This window comes from Roseibium sp. MMSF_3247, from assembly GCF_030733765.1.
In the GTDB taxonomy this organism is placed as follows: Bacteria; Pseudomonadota; Alphaproteobacteria; order Rhizobiales; family Stappiaceae; genus Roseibium.
In genome coordinates, this window is record NZ_JASHII010000003.1 from 298,473 (window position 1) to 321,145 (window position 22,673).

18 protein-coding genes are annotated in these 22,673 nt (G+C 55.5%); 3 read left to right on the forward strand and 15 right to left on the reverse strand.

All coding sequences use genetic code 11. The annotated features are described in order from the left end of the window. Nucleotides 1-4 precede the first annotated feature (4 nt). The 3 genes from RBB44_RS11735 to RBB44_RS11745 form a co-directional block, all read right to left on the reverse strand. Complete coding sequence (locus RBB44_RS11735) at nucleotides 5-1,270, reverse strand: ABC transporter permease (RefSeq protein ID WP_306147560.1); 1,266 nt, start codon at nucleotides 1,268-1,270, stop codon at nucleotides 5-7. Further along, nucleotides 1,267-2,043, reverse strand: a complete 777-nt coding sequence (locus RBB44_RS11740) for an ABC transporter ATP-binding protein (RefSeq protein WP_209174917.1) — start codon at nucleotides 2,041-2,043, stop codon at nucleotides 1,267-1,269. The genes RBB44_RS11735 and RBB44_RS11740 overlap by 4 nt, the downstream gene beginning before the upstream one ends. Before the next feature lie 102 nt (nucleotides 2,044-2,145). Next, a complete protein-coding gene (locus RBB44_RS11745) occupies nucleotides 2,146-3,144 on the reverse strand; it encodes an ABC transporter substrate-binding protein (RefSeq protein WP_209174582.1) in 999 nt (332 codons plus the stop codon). A 350-nt stretch (nucleotides 3,145-3,494) separates the two neighbouring features. On the opposite strand from RBB44_RS11745, the gene RBB44_RS11750 reads away from it, so the two are divergent. After that, a complete protein-coding gene (locus RBB44_RS11750) occupies nucleotides 3,495-4,877 on the forward strand; it encodes an aspartate aminotransferase family protein (RefSeq protein ID WP_306147561.1) in 1,383 nt (460 codons plus the stop codon). A gap of 99 nt (nucleotides 4,878-4,976) precedes the next feature. Here the strand turns inward: RBB44_RS11750 and RBB44_RS11755 are convergent, their stop codons facing one another. From RBB44_RS11755 to RBB44_RS11810, 12 genes are all read right to left on the reverse strand, one after another. Beyond that, nucleotides 4,977-7,418: an FAD-dependent oxidoreductase gene (locus RBB44_RS11755; protein ID WP_306147562.1), complete on the reverse strand. Its 2,442-nt coding sequence runs from the start codon at nucleotides 7,416-7,418 to the stop codon at nucleotides 4,977-4,979. Nucleotides 7,419-7,471: 53 nt separating this feature from the next. Continuing rightward, nucleotides 7,472-9,919, reverse strand: a complete 2,448-nt coding sequence (locus RBB44_RS11760) for an FAD-dependent oxidoreductase (RefSeq protein ID WP_306147563.1) — start codon at nucleotides 9,917-9,919, stop codon at nucleotides 7,472-7,474. Between the two features lie 69 nt (nucleotides 9,920-9,988). Then, nucleotides 9,989-10,537 (reverse strand): helix-turn-helix domain-containing protein, encoded by a 549-nt coding sequence (locus RBB44_RS11765; RefSeq protein ID WP_133951896.1) that lies wholly within the window; start codon nucleotides 10,535-10,537, stop codon nucleotides 9,989-9,991. 126 nt (nucleotides 10,538-10,663) lie between these two features. Then, on the reverse strand, nucleotides 10,664-11,812 hold the full coding sequence (locus tag RBB44_RS11770; protein ID WP_306147564.1) for an acetate/propionate family kinase: 1,149 nt from the start codon (nucleotides 11,810-11,812) through the stop codon (nucleotides 10,664-10,666). A 23-nt stretch (nucleotides 11,813-11,835) separates the two neighbouring features. Continuing rightward, a complete protein-coding gene (gene xsc / locus RBB44_RS11775) occupies nucleotides 11,836-13,605 on the reverse strand; it encodes a sulfoacetaldehyde acetyltransferase (RefSeq protein ID WP_306147565.1) in 1,770 nt (589 codons plus the stop codon). A gap of 138 nt (nucleotides 13,606-13,743) precedes the next feature. Beyond that, nucleotides 13,744-15,201 carry a PLP-dependent aminotransferase family protein gene (locus RBB44_RS11780; RefSeq protein WP_371932244.1) on the reverse strand — a complete coding sequence of 486 codons (1,458 nt, stop codon included), beginning with the start codon at nucleotides 15,199-15,201 and terminating at the stop codon, nucleotides 13,744-13,746. A 162-nt stretch (nucleotides 15,202-15,363) separates the two neighbouring features. Next, the gene (gene nqrF, locus RBB44_RS11785; RefSeq protein WP_133951888.1) at nucleotides 15,364-16,584 is read right to left on the reverse strand and encodes an NADH:ubiquinone reductase (Na(+)-transporting) subunit F; all 1,221 of its coding nucleotides are present in this window, start codon (nucleotides 16,582-16,584) and stop codon (nucleotides 15,364-15,366) included. 12 nt (nucleotides 16,585-16,596) lie between these two features. After that, on the reverse strand, nucleotides 16,597-17,205 hold the full coding sequence (gene nqrE, locus RBB44_RS11790) for an NADH:ubiquinone reductase (Na(+)-transporting) subunit E (RefSeq protein ID WP_008195880.1): 609 nt from the start codon (nucleotides 17,203-17,205) through the stop codon (nucleotides 16,597-16,599). Next, nucleotides 17,205-17,858, reverse strand: coding sequence for an NADH:ubiquinone reductase (Na(+)-transporting) subunit D (locus RBB44_RS11795; protein WP_055670668.1), 654 nt, complete (start codon nucleotides 17,856-17,858; stop codon nucleotides 17,205-17,207). The genes nqrE and RBB44_RS11795 overlap by 1 nt, the downstream gene beginning before the upstream one ends. After that, entirely contained in the window at nucleotides 17,858-18,664 is an 807-nt protein-coding gene (locus RBB44_RS11800) for a Na(+)-translocating NADH-quinone reductase subunit C (protein ID WP_306147567.1), read from the reverse strand. The genes RBB44_RS11795 and RBB44_RS11800 overlap by 1 nt, the downstream gene beginning before the upstream one ends. Then, the gene (locus RBB44_RS11805) at nucleotides 18,657-19,856 is read right to left on the reverse strand and encodes an NADH:ubiquinone reductase (Na(+)-transporting) subunit B (protein ID WP_306147568.1); all 1,200 of its coding nucleotides are present in this window, start codon (nucleotides 19,854-19,856) and stop codon (nucleotides 18,657-18,659) included. Before RBB44_RS11805 ends, RBB44_RS11800 begins: the two co-directional genes overlap by 8 nt. 3 nt (nucleotides 19,857-19,859) lie before the next feature. Further along, nucleotides 19,860-21,203 (reverse strand): Na(+)-translocating NADH-quinone reductase subunit A, encoded by a 1,344-nt coding sequence (locus RBB44_RS11810; RefSeq protein WP_306147569.1) that lies wholly within the window; start codon nucleotides 21,201-21,203, stop codon nucleotides 19,860-19,862. A gap of 163 nt (nucleotides 21,204-21,366) precedes the next feature. On the opposite strand from RBB44_RS11810, the gene RBB44_RS11815 reads away from it, so the two are divergent. Then, nucleotides 21,367-22,407: an FAD:protein FMN transferase gene (locus RBB44_RS11815; RefSeq protein WP_306147871.1), complete on the forward strand. Its 1,041-nt coding sequence runs from the start codon at nucleotides 21,367-21,369 to the stop codon at nucleotides 22,405-22,407. Nucleotides 22,408-22,431: 24 nt separating this feature from the next. Continuing rightward, a complete protein-coding gene (gene nqrM, locus RBB44_RS11820; RefSeq protein WP_008195323.1) occupies nucleotides 22,432-22,662 on the forward strand; it encodes a (Na+)-NQR maturation NqrM in 231 nt (76 codons plus the stop codon). Nucleotides 22,663-22,673 lie beyond the last annotated feature (11 nt).

A 22,673-nucleotide genomic window follows, 5' to 3' on the forward strand; every position in this document is an offset into this window, starting at 1 on the left:
AGCATCAGCTGCGGCCTTTCCACGGAACGAGCCAGTTTTCAGCGCGGCGCATTAAGACATCAATGGCAAACCCAATCACACCGATCAATATGATTCCCATAATCACAATGTCAGTCAGCTGAAACTTACTGGCTGCGACGATCATCTTGCCGGCGCCCTTTTCAGCAGCCACCAGTTCAGCAGCAACCACCGTCCCCCAACAAACGCCCATCGCAACCCGGGCACCGGTGAAAATCTCGGGCAATGAATTGGGCACGATCACGTGCCACAGGATCTGCGATTTGGACGCTCCGAGGGAATAAGCGGCATGAACCTTGGATATATTGACGCCTGAGACTCCAGCACGCGCGGCAATCGTCATAATCCAAAGAGCAGCAAGGAACAGGAGGATAATCTTGCCGGACTCGCCGATCCCGAACCAAATGATCACCAGCGGGATCAAGGCCAAGGGCGGCACGGGCCGCATAAACTCGACGATCGGATCAAACCACCCCCGGAACCAGCCGGACAGTCCCATAGCATACCCAAGCGGGATGCCGATCAGGCTGCCAAGAAGAAACCCAGCGCATACTCGCAGCAGCGACCAACCCAGATGGTCAAGCAAGGTAATGCCTTGATAGCCATCCCCGAAGATCTCAATATACCGGTGCCAGACAGCCTCTGGTGATGGAAGCCATATGGGCTCCATCTGCATGCCCTTGTCCGGGGTGAAGTTCAGTGACCCCTTTGCAGTCAGCGCGACCGAACCATTTGCAACAGAAACCGGCGAACCGACAGCAATTGGCTGACCATCGATTGCGGTGATCTTGAAGCCCTCGTCCTCACGTCCCTCATCGTTGCGGTTGACCCTGATCAGGCCACTCCGCCAAGCGGCAACACTGTCGACATCGTTCTGCGCAAACCCACTACTTGGGGCTGGTTCAGGCAGCTCTACATCTTCCCCAAGCTTGTGCACCACGACGGTCACAGTCGCACTGTCTGTCTCTCCCGCCGCATTTTCCGCGGTGTAGGTAAACTCGGTGGTGCCCATATACGGTCCAGGCACATGGATAGGAGTCAGTTTGGAGCCGGTGAAGGCACCCCAAATAAAGAAGACAGCAAGGACCGAAATTACGGAGGCGATGCGGTTTGCCTTAACGGCACTCTCATCCCCGAAAGTCACGGTCTTCAAGCTTGTGAAATCATTCCGGTGAACAATCCTGAGCGTGACAAAATGAACGATGAAAAAGGCGGCCGCAAAAATCGCGATATAGGCAATGAGAATGGTCATTGGGCAGCCTCCGCGCGGCCCATGATTTCCTCTTCCATTTCCCAAATCATGTTGAGGATTTCATCGCGTGTTTCTGAAAAGCCCTTTTCCCGCTTCACCTCACGAAGATCCGCATTCACAGCACTGTCTGCGAAGGGGAGCTGATACTCCTTGTGTATCCGTCCGGGCCTTGGCGCCATCACCAGCAGGCGTTCACCCAGCAAAAGGGCCTCCTCAACAGAGTGAGTAATCAGGATCACGGTTTTGCCGGTTTCCTTCCAAAGCTTCAGAACGAGCCCCTGCATCTTCTCGCGAGTCAACGCGTCCAGCGCTCCGAGTGGCTCATCCATCAAAATGACATCGGGTTCGTTGGCCAGACACCTTGCGAGCGCAACGCGCTGCTGCATCCCCCCAGAGAGTTCATAAACCGCTTTTTCCTTGAAATCCTGCAGACCGACGATTTCAAGGAGATGATCAGTAATCTCATCTCTTTCCTTCTTCGCCATTCCCTTCATTCGGGGGCCGAAATCGACATTATGGCGCACGTTCATCCATTCAAACAAAGCGCCTTTTTGAAAGACCATGCCGCGTTCAGGCGCCGGCCCTGTTACCGTCTCGCCATTCAGAACAACCTGACCGTCTGTTGGTGCCAGAAAACCAGCGATGATATTCAAAAGCGTTGTCTTACCGCACCCGGAAGGACCAAGCACGGAGAGCAATTCACCGTCGTTCAGAGTGAGGGAAACATCTTTAAGCGCCTGGATCGAACTGCCATTTGGCAGGTCAAAGCGCATGGAAATATTGTCTAATAAAAGCGGCACTTCACTCTCCCGGTTGCCCAGCCTGGATGGGCAGCGGGCTTCCCGCCCGCTGCACCGTTTTCGCGAAACCGCAGTTTACATGTTGGCGGCAGCACCGAGCGCAGACGTGTCGACCGCGCCGTCATAGGAATCCCGAGCAGACGGGATGCTGCCGGCATTCACGAACACTTCCGCAACGCCCTTCATGAATTCCTGCGATCCGCCGCCGAGCCACTTGGCGCTAAGCTGATCTTCTACGCTCGGAAACACGAAGGTTGCCATGGTGCTCGAGGTGTCATCTTCGGACATACCTGCGTCTTTTGCGATCACAGGAAGCATTTCAGCGGTGTTGTCGCCCGAGTTCCACATTGCATTGGCATCGGCCGTCACTTTAAGGAACTTGGCCAGGGTGTCACTTTCCTCTGCGATAAAGTCTGCAGGCGCAGATGTCACATCAAACACCAGAATGCCGAGCTCTTCCTTCTCCGCACCTGTAAGCAGAACATTGCCATGCTCTTTCATGCGGCGGAGTGCACCGCCCCATCCACAGACCATGTCGAGGCTACCCTGGGCGAAAGCCGCAGCGCCATCAGGCGGCGCCATGTCGACAATATCCATTGTGCCGATATCGACACCGAAATGCTCCATCTGCTTCAAGAACCCATAGTGAGCTGCCGTACCGATCGGAACACCGACCTTTTTGCCCGCAAGCTCGCTGGCGCTGTCCTTATCGATTTCAAGCTTTTCAGCAACGACGCAGTTGTCGTTCTCTGAATAGCTCACAGCCACATCGACGATTTGCAGGTCCTGACCGGCGGATGTCGCGACGACGAAAGGTGGAACACCCTGGCTGACTGCGATCTGAACATCTCCGGAAGCCATCGCTGCCGACATCGCGGTGCCTGTGTCGAAAGAAACCCAGTTCACCTTCATGCCCAGCGCTTCGTCATAGAGCCCCTTTGCCTTGGCGTACTGGAACGGCATCGGCCATTCTAGAAAATAAGCAACTGTCAATTCCTCTGCTGCTGCAGGCTGGAACGCCCCCATCAGGGCCAGAAGCCCAACTGCACCACCAAGTTTCGATTTCAACGCCATGGTTCCACTCCGTTATGTTTGTGGGTCTGCCAAGCGCTAAAAACAGGTATTGCTCACAAGCGCGCTGGCATTTGGTGACCGTCTCATTCCACTGGGTTTCAGGCAGTTCTGCCGCTGCCTTTTGTTTCCGGAAAAAGCGTATGAGCTGCGATTTCAGCTGACAAGCAACGGAATCAGTCTGGACCTATAGCTGGCAAATCACTGGCCCTATTGCGTGATTGGTGGCTGTGCACAGTGGCGCATGATTGTGCATTGCAATGGGTTGCCCTCACTGATTTGGCGGCGAACCACAAGCGCACGTTTTCAGCCGGATACCGGCAGGTTTTCCAATCAACTCTGGGGATGTGGCCATGGATGCTGTTCTTGCGAAAAACGACAATTCCGACGTCATTGCCGCCGACAAGGCGCACGTTTGGCATCATCTCATTCAGCACATGACGTTCGAGACCGTAGACCCGCGCATCATCGTTGAAGGCAAGGGACTGCGCGTTTGGGATGCCGCTGGTAAAGAGCACTTAGACGGGGTCTCCGGCGGTGTCTGGACCGTAAACGTCGGTTTCGGTCGGGAGACGATTGCTGACGCCGTCCGCGACCAGCTTGTGAAGATGAACTTCTTCGCAAATACGCTTGGATCTGTTCCAGGAGCCCTTTTTGCTGAAAGGCTAATCTCCAAGATGCCGGGCATGAGCCGGGTGTTTTATTCAAACTCGGGCTCGGAGGCGAACGAGAAAGTCTTCAAGATGGTCCGCCAGATTTCCAAGCAGCACCATGGCGGCAAAAAATCGAAAATCCTCTATCGTGACCGCGACTACCATGGCACCACAATTACGGCCCTGTCCGCTGGTGGTCAGGGCGAGCGTTCGGCTCACTACGGGCCGTTCACGCCTGGATTTGTCGCAGTTCCACACTGCCTTGAATACCGGAACCAATATGACAGCGCGGAAGCATATGGTGAGCGCGCTGCTGACGCCATCGAAGAAGTCATCCTCCGCGAAGGACCGGATACGATCGGTGCGATCTGCCTTGAAACCATGACAGCCGGCGGCGGTGTTATCGTACCGCCGGAGGGCTATTGGGAGCGCGTTCAGGAGATCTGCAAGCGGCATCAAATCCTGATACATCTCGATGAAGTCGTCTGCGGTGTCGGGCGCCTTGGAACCTGGTTCGGATACCAGCAGTTCGGCATCAAACCTGATTTCGTTACAATGGCAAAGGGCGTGGCTTCCGGATATGCCGCAATCTCCTGCACCGTGACCACCGAAGAAGTCTTTGACATGTTCAAGGATGCGTCCGGCGATCCTCTAAGTTATTTCCGGGACATTTCTACTTACGCTGGCTGTGCCGCAGGTCCCGCTGCAGCGCTTGAAAACATGCGCATCATCGAAGACGAAGGTCTTTTGGAAAACACGCTGTTGATGGGCGCACACCTGATGAAAAACCTGGAAGGCCTGAAGGAGAAACACGCCGTCGTTGGCGACGTGCGTGGCCGAGGATTGTTTGCAGGCGTCGAACTTGTGTCCGATCGTGAGACGAAGGAACCGGCCAATGAAGCCAAGGTTCAGGCGGTTGCAGGGCACTGTATGGCCCAGGGCGTCATCATCGGCATGACCAATCGGGCGCTTCCTGGCTTCAACAACACCTTGTGTCTCGCACCGGCATTAATCGCGACTGCCGATGACATCGATAACCTCACCAGCTCGATTGATGAGGCACTCACAGCAGTGTTCAGTTAAGGATCTGAACCCGGCCAGCAGCGCGCGGGTATCCTTACCGGAAAAGAGCAAAAACCCCGGCTTCTGCCCGGGGTTTTTCGTGGGTGAATGGATCTTCGTTTAGACCTTCATGCGGCTGCTGGTCGGATCATAGAGCGGCTTGAGACTTGGGATCGCTGGCACACGAGTGCCTGCAATCTCGATCTCATATGCCGAACCCAGAACATCGGCAGCGTTTTCCCCCTCGCACGGCACGTAGCCAAGACCAATCGCGGCGCCGAGTGCGTGTCCATAGGCACCGGATGAAAGGTACCCGCAGACCTCGCCCTCACGAAGGATCGGTTCGGCGTGGTAGAGCATCGGCTCCGGATCGTGCAGCTGGAACTGTACCAATCGGCTTTTAGGACCAGTTTCCTTGCGCTCTAAAACAGCGTCCCGTCCAATGAAACCAGGCTTGGAGGTTTTGGCAGCAAAGCCGAGACCTGCGTCGATGACATGGTCTTCGCAAGTTATGTCATGGCCAAAGTGCCGGAAGGCCTTTTCCATCCGGCAGCTGTCCATGGCATGAAGGCCGCACAGTTTCAGCCCCTCATCCCGGCCAGCCTCCCAAAGCGTTTCGAAGACATGCGCAGCAAATTCGGTTGGCACATAGATCTCCCAACCAAGTTCGCCCACATAGCTCACCCGGTGGGCCCGGGCGAGTGCCATACCAATTTCAATGTCTTGGGCTGTCCCGAACGGATTGGTTTCGTTAGTAAAGTCGTTTGGAGAAATACGGCCAAGCAGCTCCCGTGACTTCGGTCCCATCAAAGCCAAAACCGCTTCACCGGATGTCACATCGGTCAGCACGACCTGGTGATCACCCATATGACGCCGGAGCCACGTCTGGTCCGCCAATCGGGTGGCAGCTGGAGTGACCATCAGATATGCGGTTTCGCTCAACCGCGTGACTGTCACATCGGCCTCGATACCGCCAGCGGTATTGAGCATCTGTGTGTACACGATCCGGCCCGCCGGCACGCTCATGTCGGCGCCGCAAACATGATTGAGGAAACGTTCGGCATCCGGCCCTTCAACGCGGATCTTTCCGAAGGAACTCATGTCATATAGTCCGGCGCTTTCCCGGATCGCCATGTGTTCGCGGGCGCTGTTCTCAAACCAGTTCTGGCGTTTCCAGGAATACTGATAGGCGCGATCCTGTCCTGGATCTGCGAACCAATTCGCCCGTTCCCATCCGGCCAGTTCTCCCATCACCGCACCTTGCTCCAACAGATGCCCATGGAGCGGAGTGCGCCGGATTCCCCGTGCAGTCCTCTTTTGCCGGTAAGGGAAATGATCCGCGTACAACAGCCCGAGTGTTTCCTTGGATCGTTCAAACAGATAGGTCTTGTTGCCCTGAAACGGTTGCATCCGGGAGATATCAACATCCCCGAGATCAAATGGCTTCTCGCCGCTTTCCATCCAGGCGGCCAACGCCATACCCGCACCACCTGCGGACTGGATGCCGATGGAATTAAAGCCTGCCGCGACCCAGAAATTCTCAAGTTCCGGAGCGAGACCCAGATGGTAGGCGTCGTCCGGCGTAAAACTCTCAGGCCCATTGAAGAAGGTATGGATCCCCGCCTCCGCCAGCATAGGCATGCGTTCAACCGCAGCTGCAAGGATCGGTTCGAAATGATCAAAGTCTTCCGGCAACTGGTCGAACTCGAATTGGTCGGGAATGCCGGTCATCCCCCAAGGCTTAGCATTCGGCTCAAACGCGCCAAGCAGCATCTTGCCGGCATCTTCCTTGTAGTAGGCACACTCATCCGGGACACGCAGAACCGGCAGTTGCCCCAACCCTTCGATCTGTTCGGTCACAATGTAGAAGTGCTCGCACGCATGAAGTGGAACGTTGACCCCTGCCATCCGGCCAATCTCATGCCCCCACATGCCGCCGCAGTTGACCACCATCTCGGCTTCGACAAATCCGGTTTCACCGTCTTGCTCCCAACTGACGCCGGTGGCTCTGCGGTCTTTGACCTCTATCGCGGTAACCTTGACCCGCTCCAGGATCTTTCCGCCTTTCTGGCGCGCCCCCTTCGCCAAAGCCAATGCGATGTTTGCCGGGTCGCCCTGACCATCGAGCGGCAGGTAAACAGCTGCGGTTGCACCACTTGTGTTGACGTGCGGATAGCGGTTTTGGACTTCGCCCAGTGAAATCTCTTCAACCTCTACCCCGAACGCCCGTGCCATGGAGGCCTGACGCAGAATTTCTTCCCGGCGTTCCGCGGTCAGTGCCATTGTAATCGATCCACACCTTTTGAAGCCGGTCGACAGACCCGTCTCGTCTTCGAGAGAGCCGTAGAGCTCCTGGCTGTATTTGGCGAGACGGGTCATATTCTGGGTTGCCCGAAGCTGCGCAATCAGGCCGGCTGCGTGCCAGGTCGTTCCGCTGGTGAGCTGCTTGCGTTCCAGAAGCAGGATATCGCTCCAGCCTTGCTTGGCCAGGTGGTAGGCAACTGAACACCCGATGACCCCGCCACCAATAATGACAACGCGGGCTTTTGAAGGAATGGCCATGACTTATCGTCCAGATCTGGATTGAAAAAACTGACGCTTTGAAAGAGTGAAAATCACGCTTTTAGCCTGAGATTCTGCGGATCCCAGAGTGGTCCATCCGGCTGCACCGTGACGGGAAATCTTTGTCCGTAGACTTCGACTTCAAGAGCCGTGCCCGCTTCGGCCAGATCCGCCCGGACCATGCCCAACGCGACGCAGGCATCTACGCGGAACCCGAAAGCCGAGGACGTGGTTTCGCCGACGATGCTGCCGTTCATCCAGATGTTCGACATGTAGGGCGGGTCGATTTCCTCGCTATCGACAAGGAAAGTGACAAAGCGCTGTTTTGGACCTTGCTGCTTTTCATTCAAGAGCGCGACTTTGCCCGGAAAGTCTTCCGCCTTGTCCAGCTTCACGAACCGATCGAGGCCGGATTCCAGCAAGGTATAATCCGTGCTCAAATCGCCTTTCCAGGCTCGGTAACCTTTTTCAATCCGCAAGCTGTTGAGGGCATACATCCCAAAGGGCTTTGCACCTGCGCCGACAACCGCATCGTAAAGCGCTGGAATACTGGCCATTGGCGCGTGCAATTCCCAGCCCAGCTCCCCTGCAAAACTCACCCGGTAAAGCTCGCAGCGTGTCCCCGCCACCTCAGCCGTTTGAATGCTGAGCCATGGCAAGTCCAGATCGGCTGTTGTTCCGAGTTTCTCGAAAAGGTCCCGGGATTTCGGCCCAGTTACGATTAGCGTCGAAAGCTCCGAAGTGATGTCGGACAGCTCAAGACTGTCTGGCAAATGTGCAGTCAGAATTTCAAAATCGTGCCACTGCGCGGATGCTGCGGTGATCAGTACAAAGTCGTCCTCGCCCTTCCGGATGATTGACATCTCTGTGTGTACCCGGCCGTTGGAGGTTGGAAAATAGGCAAGCGTCATCCTACCAACTTTCGGCAGGCCGCCAGAGATACGGCCCCGCAACCAATCGGCAGCACCCGCGCCTGACAGTTTGAACCTCGAAAATCCCGGAAGATCCAAAACGCCAACACCATCGCGAACGGCCAAGGCTTCTTCGCGCACACGCTCGAACCAAGGGCCTTTGCGCATCCAGCTTTCTGTCGCTTCAATCGATGTATCGTCGCCGTCTTTTGCAAACCAGTTGGCACGCTCCCAACCGTTGTAAACGCCAAATTGGGCACCGGAGGCTTTCAGTTTTTCATGCACTGGGGACAGCTTCTTGTCTCTCCCTTCCGGCCACTCATAATGAGGGTAATGCATTGCGTATTCATGGCCGTAGACCTCCATCCCCTTGGCAACGCAATAATCGTGGTCGGTATAGTCCGTGAAGCGGCGTGGATCGAGGCCCCAGCAATCCCATTCGGTTTCGCCTTCAGTAATCCATTCGGTGAGGATCTTGCCAGCCCCGCCGGCTTGAGCAATTCCGAACGTGAAGACACAGGCTTCAAAGGCATTTTTCACACCCGGCATCGGGCCAATCAGCGGGATGCCATCAGGGGCATAAGGGATAGGGCCGTTGATAACCTTTGAGATTCCCGACATGCCAAGCAGCGGCACACGGGCCATGGCGTCTTCGATATACCATTCCAGCCGGTCAAGATCGTCGGGATAAAGCTGGAAGCTGAAATCGTCCGGCATCGGATCATCCGGCGTGACCCAGTGTGCCTTGCAGTTCCGTTCATAGGGACCAAGGTTCAGTCCGGTGTTTTCCTGCCGAAGGTAATAGGACGAATCCACATCCCGGAGCAGCGGCAGTTTTCGGCCATGCTCCTTGGTCCATGTTGCAAGCTCGTCCATTTGTTCGGTCAAAAGATACTGGTGGCTCATCACCATCATCGGCACGGTGCGCCCGCCATAGGGTTTGAACCACTCGCCAACACGCTGGGCATAGTACCCCGCTGCGTTGACAACATATTCGCAGCGGATCTCACCCTTTTCCGTTTCGACGATCCACTCGTCATTTTCACGCCGGACACCGGTCGCAGGTGTAAAACGCACCACCTTCTGACCCATGGCCCGCGCGCCCTTTGCGAACGCCTGCGTGAGCTGTGCAGGATCCATGTCGCCATCTGTCGGGTCCCAGAAGCCACCCTCAAGATCGTGCGTTTCCATGAAGGGATAGGCGTCCTTCAGATCCGCGACCGACATCATGTTAGTTTCGATGCCTTGCCGGCGGGCCATGGAGTTCGCCCGTTCAAACTCCATCATGCGGTTCTTGGAATGCGCCAGCCGGACAGATCCGGTCACATGATAATTAATCGGATAATCCACCTCATCACCCAAACGCCGGTAAAGCTCGGTGGAATAGCGCTGCATGTTCATGACCGCCCAGGAGGACGAAAAAGTCGGGATGTTTCCCGCAGCGTGCCAAGTGCTGCCAGCGGTGAGCTCATTCTTCTCCAGAAGGACACAATCGGTCCAACCGGCCAACCCGAGATGATAGAGAACCGAGGCGCCGACCGCACCTCCACCGATGATCACGACACGAGCTGTAGTGGGAAGGTCCGACATGACTGGCTCCGGTTTGATTTGAGGTAGAGGCTCGATTAGGGCCTGGCTTCAAAGAGTTATGTTCAAGGGTCAATAAACGGGCGGTGAGATGATCCAGACAGCGATCGCCGGTTCAGAATAAGGGTTTGCCCAGCGGTACTTGTTGCCGCGAATGCGGAAGGAATCGCCCTTTCGAATGAGAAACGGCTCGCCCTCGAGCCAGATTTTCAGCTTGCCAGACACCAGAAACGCGAGTTCCTGAGTTGGCCGCATGATTTCGTCGTTGCGTTCAGACCCTGGAAGAAATGTGGAATGGATGACTTCAAAACTGTCGGTCAGATCCGGGGACAGCAATTGCTCAACAAGTCCGGGAACCCGCTCACCGATCATCCGTCGATCGGATGCGCGAACGATTTTGCCATCTTCCTTGGGGTTTGGTCCCTGCCTTGCGCCCAAAAGCGACGGCGGCACGTCAAACACGCCGGCCATGCGATCAATATCTTCGCTCGACAGTTTCGAAATGCCGCGCTCGATCTGACTGAGCCAGCCGACCGACTTTCCGAGCCGTTCGGCAAGTTCTGCTAACGTCAACCCTTTTGTCTTGCGAAGTGCGCGTAAATCCGCACCCAAATTGGCCATGACCGCCTCGCCAGCGTGAAATTATTTCTGAAAATTTCACACAGAAAATGAAAAAAGAAAAGTTTTTTTCACGACATCTGTTGTCGAATTGCGACATGCCGATGAGTTTGAGAGGATAAACATTCACTATACGATGAGTTTTTGCGTCTCGGCTGCGATCGTTTTCTCTTCTTCGGCCTTTACGATCCAGATCGGAACGGCTGAGCCAAACACATCAATGCGGGACCTGTTGCTCTGATTGGACTGCGGATCGCAGGTCGCACCAAGAAATCCCAATCCAGAAATGATCTCCTGGCGCACTACAGCATCGTTTTCACCAATGCCACCGGTGAACGCAATTCCATCCAATCCGCCCATTGCCGCAATCATCGATCCGGCATGGCGAACAGCCCAATAGCAGAAATGCTCAACAGCAAAACGAGACGCGTCTGTCTCTGCCGCATGCAGGGCGCGCATGTCGGACAATCCCCCAAGGCCCAAGAGACCGCTCTTTTTGTTCAAGAGCTCTTTAGTGTCTTTAATTCCGTTTTCTTCGGCCAGCCGCAAGACCAGATTGCCATCAATACTCCCGGTCCGGGTACCCATGGTGAGACCTTCCAGAGGCGAATATCCCATCGTCGTTGCCACGGATTGTCCGGACTTGATCGCACACAGGCTTGCCCCGTTGCCAAGGTGAAGAGCCAGCAGGCGATCTGGCGTATCGGCCTTCACGTCTTCCTCCAGTGTCCTGACAAGCCCCTGATAGGAAATGCCGTGAAACCCATACCGCCGCAACATTTCCAACTCCGGCCGGTCGGGCAAGGCATATCGGCGGGCGACATCCGGGTTTGACGCATGAAATGCCGTATCGAAACAGGCCACTTGCATCAGGTCCGGCGCCAAATCCCGGAGTGCTAGGATGGCAGCCAGATTGTGCGGATTGTGTAAGGGGGCCAGATCATTGCAACGCTCGATCTCGGCGATGACTTGCCCATCTACATGGATCGCCGATTGAAGCACCGGACCGCCATGGACCACACGGTGACCAGCGCCATTCAGGTCCGCAATCTCAACGCCAGCGGACCGGATGACATCCAAGATCGCGCTGAGCGCGGCATTGTGATCCGGCAGGACTGTTGTTGTCTCTTCAGATTTCAAAGTCTTGGATGAGACTTTCAGACGCGAAACGCCACCGATTTCAGTGGCGCTTCCCGAGAGCGTTTCATCCAGGCTTTCATTGAAGAGAGCGAACTTGATGGACGAGGATCCAGAGTTCAGAACAAGGATATCGCCCATCAATCACTTTCCTTTCCACAACCTTACTGCGGCCGCATATCTGCCGGATCGATTCCGGCAACAACAACCGGTTTCTTCATGGCATCGCGCCGGAATGGCTCGCCAAGTTCCTGATTGATCAGCACTTCAACCAGCGTGGTCTTGCCGTTTTCCATCTGGTCTTTGACCGCCGCATCGAGCTTTTCGGTCAGCTCGTCCATGGTGCGGGCAACTTCACCTTTAAGGCCGCAAGCCTTTGCAATGGCTGCATAGCTAACATTGTCATCGAGTTCGGTGCCGACGAAATTGTCGTCGTACCAAAGCGTGGAGTTCCGCTTCTCCGCCCCCCACTGGTAATTGCGGAAGACAACCATGGTGATTGCGGGCCATTCGCTGCGGCCAATGGCGGTCAATTCTGTAACAGCAATGCCGAAGGCCCCGTCGCCCGCAAACCCAACGACCGGGGTATCCGGACAGCCAATTTTTGCACCAACGATCGCCGGAAGGCCGTAACCGCAGGGACCGAACAGCCCGGGCGCAAGGTATTTCCGGCCCTCTTCAAAACTTGGGTACGCATTACCGATGGCGCAGTTATTGCCAATATCAGAGCTGATGATCGCTTCACGCGGCAGGGCGGACTGAATTGCCCGCCACGCCTTGCGCGGGCTGAGCCAGTCCGGTTTGGCCGCACGAGCGCGCTCGTTCCAGCTTGTACCCGGATCGTCGTCCTCATGGTCCATAGAGGACAGCTGCTGCGCCCAGCGGGATTTCGTCTGCGCAATCTCGTGCTTGCGCTCTTCCCGCCCGGCATCACCTGCATTGGGAGCCAGCTTTGATAGGAGGGACTGGGAGACTTTCTTTGCATCCCCGACAATACCAACACTCACCGGCTTGGTCAGACCAATCCGATCGGGATTGATATCCACCTGAATGATCTTGGCATTTTTCGGCCAGTAGTCGATGCCATAACCCGGCAAGGTCGAGAACGGATTGAGGCGCGTGCCAAGGGCTAGAACAACGTCGGCCTTGGCGATCAGTTCCATGCCGGCCTTTGAACCGTTGTACCCGAGTGGTCCGGCAAAAAGGCGGTGTGAGCCGGGGAACGCATCATTGTGCTGATAGCCGCAGCAAACGGGCGCATCTAGGCGTTCTGCAAGCGCAATCGTGTCGCCGATTGCATCGGCCAGGACAACGCCGGCACCGTTGAGGATGACCGGGTGCTTGGCACTGCTGAGCAAGTCCGCAGCTTCCTGAATGGCTGTATCACCACCGGATGGGCGTTCAAAATCCACAATCGGCGGAAGATCAATATCTATCACCTGCGTCCAGAAATCGCGCGGCATGTTGATCTGGGCCGGCGCGCTGGCACGTTTTGCCTGAAGGATGACACGGTTCAGAACTTCGGCAACGCGGGATGCGTCGCGGACCTCTTCTTGATAGGCAACCATGTCCTTGAACAGGGCCATCTGCTCAACTTCCTGAAAACCGCCCTGCCCCAAGGTCTTATTGGCGGCCTGCGGCGTAACAAGAAGCAAGGGCGTGTGGTTCCAGTAGGCAGTTTTCACCGCCGTGACGAAGTTTGTGATACCCGGTCCGTTCTGGGCAATCATCATGCTGAGTTTGCCTGTCGCCCGGGTATAGCCATCGGCCATCATCCCACCCGAGCCTTCGTGCGCGCAATCCCAGAACGTAATCCCAGCCTTTGGAAACAGGTCGGAGATTGGCATGAAAGCAGAGCCGATAATCCCGAAAGCATGCTCAATCCCATGCCGTTGCAGGACTTTTACGAAGGCTTCCTCTGTCGTCATTTTCATTTGAAACGCACTCCCTCACCCGCTCGCAATACAGGTACACGATTAACTGGAATTGATTTCATGCCGCGCTGCGATGAGAGGTCTTAGGGCCAGATTAATTCACTCGGTATATCCAGATACTAAGGCGATGACATCGCCCTACCGGATTACATCCGCGATCCGTTGAATCCCCTCCGGAATGCGCGCGGAGGGAATGGATGAATAAGCAAGACGATAAAACTGATGATTGTCGTCTTCGCGTCCGAAAAACGCTCTGCCCTGATCAATCACGACACCACTCTTGCGAAGTTTGAGTGCCAACTCGCTGGTGTTGACGCCCTCGGGCGCGCGCATCCAGAAGCTTGATCCACCATGACTGCCACCGCTGGCAATTTGCAGGCCGTGGTCCCGAATTGCTTTATCCATGACGGAGCGTCTGCGCCGGTAAGCCTGCCCCATCCGGTTCACCATGGCATCATGATATCCAAGAGACAGAAAGTAGGCCGTGGTCCGCTGGATGTGGCCAGGAGGATGCCTGAGCACCAACGCACGCAGCGACCGTGCTTCCTGGATCAAAGGTTTGGCGGCGACGATATATCCAAGGCGCAATCCCGGGAACAAAGACTTTGAAAACGAGCCGACGTAGATAACGCTCCCCGCCCGGTCGAGGGACTTGAGCGCAGGCGTAGGCGCTTTTTGGAATGCCATTTCGAATTCGTAGTCATCCTCTACGATAACAAACCCTTCTTCTACGGAGCGGTTCAGCAAGGCGCGACGGCGGTCGATCGGCATGGTTGTATTGGTTGGACATTGGTGACTGGCCGTGGTGAAAACCACTTGGCAATTACCAGGAATGTCATCCGGAGGGAGACCATCGTTATCGACCCGCACCTCCGTAATCTGGCAACCGGTCTGATCGAGAATGTCGCGCAGTCCCGGATAACAGGGGTTTTCGATGGCCGCGACGCGATCCTTGTTCAACAAGACTTGCGCACAAAGCCACAGCGCATTCTGCGCGCCCATCGTCACCAGGATCTCATCTTGCTGCGCGGAAATCCCGCGGCGCGGCAAAATGTTTCTCACGATGTATTCGATCAGCTTGGGGTCGTCCTGTTCATAAGGATCGGCGGTCATGCTCTCAAAGTTCTTCCGGCCCAACGCCTCCAATGCACACCGGCGCCAGTTGTCATGATCGAACAGGCGCGCATCCGGCTGGCCATAAATGAAGGGGTACGGGTAGTCACGCCAATCCGACGGGCGCACCAGGCTGGAGCGGTAGGAATACCGGGAGCTGACCATTTCGTCCCAGGCCACCGCGTCCTGCCGGTCTCCCTCCGACTGATTGAGCATCGGTGGTGGTGGCGCGCTCTCAGAAACGAAGTAACCCGATCGCCCCCTCGATGTCAGGTAGTCATTGGCGACCAATTCTGCATAGGCCAGGGTGACCGTAATTCGGCTGACCCCGAGCCACTCAGCCAGTTTCCGGCTGGACGGCATCCGTTCACCGGGCAGGAACCGGCCCGACAACACGCCTTGGCTGACTAGATGTTGGATCTGTTGCTGGAGGGTGCCTTCAAACTTGGGGTCCAAATGAAACTGTTCGGATTTGATCGCCACGTCTGGATCCATTGTAGATATCAACTGGACCGACAGACTGTCATCAAAGCGGCAATTATCCAACACCTTCTGAGCAAAAAAGCATCGGGCCCTGCTTCAGTGAGTGCGATCCATGCCGCACACCGAAACAGGGCCCGAAGTAAATCTTGGTTTTCTGACGGGTTAACCGCCGAAATCATCCAACATGATGTCTTCGCGATCAACACCAAGATCGAGCAGCATGTTGATGACGGACTGGTTCATGATGGGAGGACCACACATGTAGAACTCACAGTCCTCAGGCGCCGGGTGGTCTTTCAGGTACTCATCGTAGAGCACATTGTGAATGAACCCAGTGTAGCCTTTCCAGTCGTCTTCCGGCAACGCGTCAGACAGTGCCACATGCCACTCAAAGTTCTCGTTCTCACGCTCCAGCATGTCGAAGTCTTCGACATAAAACATTTCACGCTTGGAGCGCGCGCCGTACCAGAAAGTGACCTTTCGATCAGTTTTGATCCGGCGCAGCTGATCGAAAATATGCGAGCGCATCGGCGCCATGCCGGCACCACCGCCCACGAAGACCATTTCCTTCTTGGTGTCGCGCGCAAAGAACTCACCAAACGGGCCTGAGATCGTGACTTCGTCGCCCGGCTTCAAGTTGAAGATGTACGAAGACATCTTGCCGGCTGGAATTCCCTGGGACCCGGGAGGTGGCGATGCAATCCGGACGTTGAGCATCACGATGCCCTTTTCTTCCGGATAGTTGGCCATGGAGTAGGCCCGCTCAACCGGCTCGGCAACTTTCGAGCTTACGTCCCAGATTTTGAAGCGGTCCCAATCCTCATGGTACTCTTCGCCGACATCGAACTCCTTGTAGGAAAGCTCATAAGGCGGGCATTCGATTTGGATATAACCACCGGCGCGGAAGTTAACGTCCTCGCCTTCTGGCAGTTCCAGGACAAGTTCCTTGATAAAGGTCGCCACGTTGTCGTTCGAGCGCACCTTGCAGCGCCATTTCTTGACGCCGAAGACCTCTTCAGGAACCTCGATTTCCATGTCCTGCTTGACGGCAACCTGACAGGACAGGCGGTCACCGCAAGCAGCTTCCCGCTTGGTGATGTGACCTTCTTCCGTTGGGAGGATTGACCCGCCGCCGGAAAAGATCTTCACCCGGCACTGGGCACAGGTACCACCGCCGCCGCACGCAGACGGAACAAAGAGTTTTTGTTCGGCAAGTGTTTGCAGCAACTTGCCACCAGCTGGCACCGAAATCGTCTTCTCGCCGTTGATGGAAATGTTGACATTGCCCATCGACACCAGCCTTGAGCGGGCGGCGAGAATGATCGTGACCAGCGCCAGAACGATCAGGGTAAAGAGAAGTATGCCTAGTCCAAATGTGGCCACAGGGCGCTCCCGTTACAGTTTGACGCCGCTGAAGGACATGAAGGCAAGCGCCATCAAGCCAGCGGTGATAAATGTGATGCCCAGGCCCTGCAGGCCGTCCGGGATATCGGAGTATTTCAGCTTCTCCCGCACACCAGCCATGGCCGTAATCGCCAAAGCCCAGCCAAAACCGGAAGACAAACCGTAGGTCACGGATTCGCCGAAATTGTAGTCCCGCTCCACCATGAACAGGGATCCGCCTAGGATCGCACAGTTCACCGTGATCAACGGCAGGAAGACGCCAAGCGCGTTGTAGAGCGGCGGAAAGTACTTATCGAGCACCATCTCCAGGATCTGAACCAGAGCTGCAATTACGCCGATGTACGAAATGAGCCCAAGGAAGGTCAGATCTACATTGCTGAAACCGGCCCAAGCCAAGGCGCCGGGGGCCAGAAGATAAGTCAGGATCAGGTTGTTTGCCGGCACTGTGATCGCCTGAACGATCATGACCGATATGCCGAGGCCGATTGCAGTTGAGATCTTCTTCGAAACCGCGATGAAGGTACACATGCCCAGGAAGAAGGACAGCGCCAGGTTCTCAACAAAGATGGCCTTTACGGCGAGTGAAAGCATATGTTCCATCAGTGCGCATCCACCGTTTGGATCTTGTACTCGCGCTCTTCAACCTGCTCCGGTTTCCAGGACCGGAACGCCCAGATGATCAGGCCGATAATGAAGAAAGCGGATGGCGGCAGAAGCAGCATGCCGTTCGGGACATACCAACCACCGTTGTTAACGGTCTCGAAAATCGTGATCCCAAACAGGCTGCCGGCACCAAACAATTCGCGAATAACACCAACCAGCATCAGGATCAGGCCATATCCAAGACCATTGCCTGCACCGTCAATAAAGGAGGCAATCGGCGGGTTCTTCATGGCAAACGCCTCTGCACGGCCCATCACAATACAGTTGGTGATGATCAGGCCCACGAAGACCGAGAGAGTTTTCGAAATCTCGTAGAGATACGCCTTCAGCACCTGATCAACGAGAATCACGAGAGATGCAATGATGACCATCTGCACAATGATCCGGATGGCTCCTGGAATGTGATTGCGCAGCATCGAGATGAACATTGAGGAGAATGCCGTAACGAAAATCACCGCAAGGGACATCACAAACGCCACCTGCAACGAAGATGTCACAGCAAGGGCTGAGCAGATCCCGAGAACCTGAAGGGTAATCGGGTTGTTATCGACCAGCGGATCGATAAGCATGCTTCTCTTGGTTTGCGCCATCAGATCTCTCCTGCTTTCAGATTTTCCAGGAAGGGTGCAAATCCGGCCTCGCCCATCCAGAACCGTACCAGGTTGTCGACACCAACCGTCGTCAGAGTTGCGCCTGCCAGCGCATCGACATGATACTCTTCGCCTTGTGGCGGAACGGTCTTGGCGACAGTGATCAGCAGATCTCCACTGTCATCGGAAAGTTTCTTGCCATTCCACTGTGATTTCCAGCGCGGGTTATCAACCTCGGCTCCGAGGCCCGGGGTCTCGCCGTGGCTGTAGAACTGAAGACCAAAGATGTCGTTACCGTTTTCTTCCAGGGCAATGAACCCGTACAGCGTAGACCAAAGTCCGTAGCCGTGGATCGGCAGAATGACCTTGTCGAGACTGCCATCGTCATTCCGCAGCAGATAAACAGTGACGTATTTTGATTGCCGTCCAATGGAAGCCGGGTCGTCCGTCAAAGCGATCGAGGTCTCCGGATCATCTGCTGCAGCGCGATCATCGAAGGTTGCCGGATCGAACTTGTCGGTGAATCTTCCGGTCGCAATCTCAAGAACTTGCGGCTCAAACACCTCAAATGCCTCAGCGACATTCGAGCCGGGTTCGTAAAGGCCAGCAACCTGAAGGATGTTGATCTGCTTATCCTTCAGTTTGTTGACTTCCTGCAGAGGGCGCAGAGAGACAGCCGCCGCAGACACCACCATGGACGCCACCAGACAGATCGACACGGCCACGAAGATGGTCTTCGGGACAGAATCCACCGGCAGATCAAGGAACCGGCGGATGAAGCCTTTGTTTTCTTTATCTTCAGGCATGTCGCTTCGCCCTGCGCTTGATGTTTGCCTGCACTACGAAATAATCGATCAGCGGTGCAAAAACGTTACCGAACAAAATCGCCAGCATCATTCCTTCCGGGAAGGCTGGATTGATAACGCGGATCATCACAACCATCACACCGATCAAGGCACCATAGATATAACGGCCAAGATTGGTGTGCGACGCTGATACCGGCTCCGTGACCATGAAGGCCAAACCAAACGCGTAGCCGCCAATCACCAGATGCCAATACCAAGGCATTGCAAACATTGGGTTGCTGTCGGAACCAATCAGATTGAGCAGCGTCGAGAATGCGATCATACCAACCAGGCAGCCGACCACCAACCGCCAGTTGGCGATCTTTGTGATCAAAAGGAAGGCAAGTCCGATGAAGCATGCCAGTGCAGAGACCTCACCGATGCTGCCCTGTATCGTACCAATAAACGCATCCATCCAGCTCACCCCGTGAGCTGCCAACTGCTGGTAACCGTCCGATGCACCGACCGACAAAGCGGTCGCACCCGAGAACCCATCAACCGGTGTCCAGATGGTATCGCCGGACATTTGCGCCGGGTATGCAAAGTACAGGAATGCGCGGCCTGTCAGCGCCGGGTTGAGGAAGTTCTTGCCTGTTCCACCGAAAACCTCTTTGCCGATCACAACACCAAATGCAATGCCCAGTGCGACCTGCCACAGCGGTGCAGACGGCGGCAAGATCAGCGCATAAAGCATGGAAGTCACGAGGAACCCCTCGTTCACTTCGTGACCGCGGACCGTTGCAAAGATCACTTCGCAGATGCCGCCGACGACCAGCGTCGTAATGTAAATCGGGAGGAAATAGAGTGCCCCATGCAGGATATTGGCGAGCGGGTTGGCCGGGTTGAACCCGATCCCCAGCGCCTCAATGATCCATGCACGCCAGCCAGATACCCCATATGTGGCAATTGCCGAATTGACCTGGAACCCGACGTTGTAAAGACCTACGAGAATACAAGGGATTGTCGCGATGACCACGTAGGTCATGATCCGCTTCATATCGATGTAAGAGCGCGCGTGCGGCGCGGCTGTCGTTACGGTCTTTGGGGTGTAGAGAAAGCTCTCCACCATTTCATAAATGGGGAAGAATTTCTCGTACTTGCCGCCCTTGACGAAATTTGGCTCGATGCGGTCGAAGAAGTTGCGCAGACCCAAGGCCTAGCCCTCCTTTTCGATTTTGGTGAGGCAATCGCGAAGCGCCATGCCATATTCATACTTGGCTGGACAAGCAAAGCCCACCAGACCCAAATCTTCTTCATCCAGTTCCAGCGCCCCAAGGGCCTGTGCCTGATCTGTATCCATAACCAGCAGGGAACGCAAAAGCTGGGTGGGTAGAAAATCCTGCGGCATCAATTCCTCAAAGGTGCCAATCGGCACCATGGCGCGCCGTCCACCGTTCAAATTGGACGTCAATGCGTAGAGTTTCTTTGAGAAAGCCGAGCCCAAGACAGGTTGGAGTGCAAACTTGGACGGCATTGGCCGAATCCAGCCCATCGGGATCTGTTTGTGATCTTCCTCAATCAGGGTCATCTGCCGTGCATAGCGTCCAAGATAGGCGCTTACGCCCTCTCCCAATCGGCCGCTCAACACTGACCCGGAGATCATTCGAACCGGAACATCGCCAGATATTTCACCGTTACTCAATTCGATCATTGAAGCACCGGAGATAGTGCGGATCAAACGTGGCTTGGTGCACAACGGTCCCGACAAGGCAATGATTCTAGTGGAGTCCAGCTTACCGGTTTCCAGAAGACGTCCGATCGCGATGACGTCCTGGTATCCAATGGTCCAGACCGTCTTTTCAGCGCTTGGCGTGTCCAAGAAGTGGATATGCGTTCCTGCAAGTCCAGCCGGATGCGGGCCGGAAAACCCAGCGACTTCGATCCCCGGCATCGTGAGGCCGGGAATATTGGCTCCGGTTTCACAGCACAAATAGGTCTTGCCCGAACTTAACGTTGCAACCGCGGCAAGGCCTTTTTCAAACGCTTCAGCCTGGTCCGCGATCACGATCGTCGGATCGGCGGTCAACGGTTCCGTGTCCATGGCTGTCACGAAAATGGCAGCAGGACGCGATTCCGGGTCAGGAACTTTCGAATAGGGACGCGTGCGGAATGATGTCCAAAGCCCGGACGCACACAGACGTTCTGTCAGACCTTCCGGCGTTGCGGCATCACCAACGTCTGAGAAGTCAACCGGATCAGCAGCTGACGCATCAACTTCGATTTCGACGCTGATGAGAACACGACGCGCACCGCGGTTAACTGCCTTCACCCGGCCAGAAACCGGAGCCGTGACCATGACGTTGGGCGTGTCCTTGTGGAAGAAAACAGGCGCACCCGCCCCGACCGCGTCACCTTCTTGAACGAGCAGACGAGGCTTCAATCCGATATAGTCTGCCGCAATGACTGCAGCGTTCTGGATCTTGTCCTTTGCGTCAATTTCTTGAACCGGCGCTCCCGTGATGGGTAGATCAAGACCTTTTTTCAGCTTAAAACTTTGCACGCATCCGGCCTCCAGAATTCGTTAGGGCGCCATATGCTATGTTTTCACGAGTTGAAAAAGCATTTTTTTGCCCTAGTCGTCCATTTTTTTGTTGAATCGGTCCTGAAAACCAATGAAAAGCGCCGCAGAACGCGCGACACTTTTCGCACATGATCAATCGGAGATGCATACCGTGCCAAACAATATCGTATTTTCCCGGCGCAGCTTCATCCTGATGTCGCTGACCTTGGCGGCCTGTAAAGGTGGATCGGATATCGTTGAGCTTTCCGGCTCCACGATGGGAACCAGCTACACAGTAACCGGGGTTGATCATAATCGGAATGTTGACCAGGCAGCGCTTAAGAAAGCGTTGGAGGCAAGCTTGGCTCAGGTCAATGCTCAAATGTCCAACTGGGACGCATCCTCGGAAGTTTCACGCTTCAATGCGCTGCGCTCCACCGCGCCGGTCACAGTCTCTGAAGGATTTGCGGAAGTTGTCCGCGCTTCTCGTGAGATCAACGCTGCCAGTGCCGGCCAGTTCGACATCACACTTGGCCCGGTAATCGAAGCCTGGGGCTTTGGTTCCAAAGGCGGAGGCCGCCCCGCAACAGCTGAAGCAACCGCTTTGGCAGCCGCGCGCAAGGTTTCCGGCCAAACAGATGGCCTCAAAGTCGACGGTACGCAAATCAGCAAAAGCCATCCGGAAGCCGAACTCTACCTGCCATCCATCGGCAAGGGGTATGGCGTCGACCAGATGGCCAAAGTTGTTGCCTCCTTTGGCATCAGCGATTTCATGGTCGAGATCGGCGGCGACCTCTATGTTTCCGGGCGCAACGCTGACAGCATGGATTGGCAAATCGGCATCGAAACGCCGACCGCTTACACCCGTTCCGCATACCAGGTAGCCAGTGTCTCCAACATGGGTATGGCGACATCCGGCGACTACAGAAACTATTTTGAACGCGACGGCAAACGGTTCTCCCACATCATCGATGCACACACTGGAGCGCCGATCACCCACAAGACGGCATCCGCAACGGTGCTTGCTGAAAACACCATGCTTGCGGACGCCTGGTCGACCGCTATGTTGGTGCTCGGAACCGAGCGTGGTTTGGAAATCGCGAATCAACGTGATATTGCTGTTCTGTTTATTGATCGCAGCACCGATGCAGAAAACGGCTTCGCTTCAGTCGCCAGCGACAAGTTCAAGCAACTTCAGGCCTGATAACCGAATCAAAGGGTATCCATCGTGGAAACGTTTGTTCTGGCTTTCGCGCTGCTCTTGACCGTCATCCTTGGTATGGCGATCGGCGTGATTTTTTCTGGCAGAACAATCAAGGGAAGCTGCGGTGGATTGAACGCAATTTCCGGCGCAGACCATTGCATGGTTTGCAAAAAGGAAATCGACCCGGATAGCCCGCTCCGCGACCGCCTGCAGTGCCCACGCGCACGCAAGCAACTTGCTGAAATGGAAGGCTAACCCCCAGATTC

Bases quoted from the DNA above. Each gene is read 5' to 3' on its own strand.
- RBB44_RS11735 (WP_306147560.1), bottom strand. From the start codon at position 1,270: ATGACCATTCTCATTGCCTATATCGCGATTTTTGCGGCCGCCTTTTTC.
- RBB44_RS11740 (WP_209174917.1), bottom strand. From the start codon at position 2,043: ATGCGCTTTGACCTGCCAAATGGCAGTTCGATCCAGGCGCTTAAAGAT.
- RBB44_RS11745 (WP_209174582.1), bottom strand. From the start codon at position 3,144: ATGGCGTTGAAATCGAAACTTGGTGGTGCAGTTGGGCTTCTGGCCCTG.
- RBB44_RS11750 (WP_306147561.1), top strand. From the start codon at position 3,495: ATGGATGCTGTTCTTGCGAAAAACGACAATTCCGACGTCATTGCCGCC.
- RBB44_RS11755 (WP_306147562.1), bottom strand. From the start codon at position 7,418: ATGGCCATTCCTTCAAAAGCCCGCGTTGTCATTATTGGTGGCGGGGTC.
- RBB44_RS11760 (WP_306147563.1), bottom strand. From the start codon at position 9,919: ATGTCGGACCTTCCCACTACAGCTCGTGTCGTGATCATCGGTGGAGGT.
- RBB44_RS11765 (WP_133951896.1), bottom strand. From the start codon at position 10,537: ATGGCCAATTTGGGTGCGGATTTACGCGCACTTCGCAAGACAAAAGGG.
- RBB44_RS11770 (WP_306147564.1), bottom strand. From the start codon at position 11,812: ATGGGCGATATCCTTGTTCTGAACTCTGGATCCTCGTCCATCAAGTTC.
- xsc (WP_306147565.1), bottom strand. From the start codon at position 13,605: ATGAAAATGACGACAGAGGAAGCCTTCGTAAAAGTCCTGCAACGGCAT.
- nqrE (WP_008195880.1), bottom strand. From the start codon at position 17,205: ATGGAACATATGCTTTCACTCGCCGTAAAGGCCATCTTTGTTGAGAAC.
- RBB44_RS11795 (WP_055670668.1), bottom strand. From the start codon at position 17,858: ATGGCGCAAACCAAGAGAAGCATGCTTATCGATCCGCTGGTCGATAAC.
- RBB44_RS11800 (WP_306147567.1), bottom strand. From the start codon at position 18,664: ATGCCTGAAGATAAAGAAAACAAAGGCTTCATCCGCCGGTTCCTTGAT.
- RBB44_RS11815 (WP_306147871.1), top strand. From the start codon at position 21,367: ATGCATACCGTGCCAAACAATATCGTATTTTCCCGGCGCAGCTTCATC.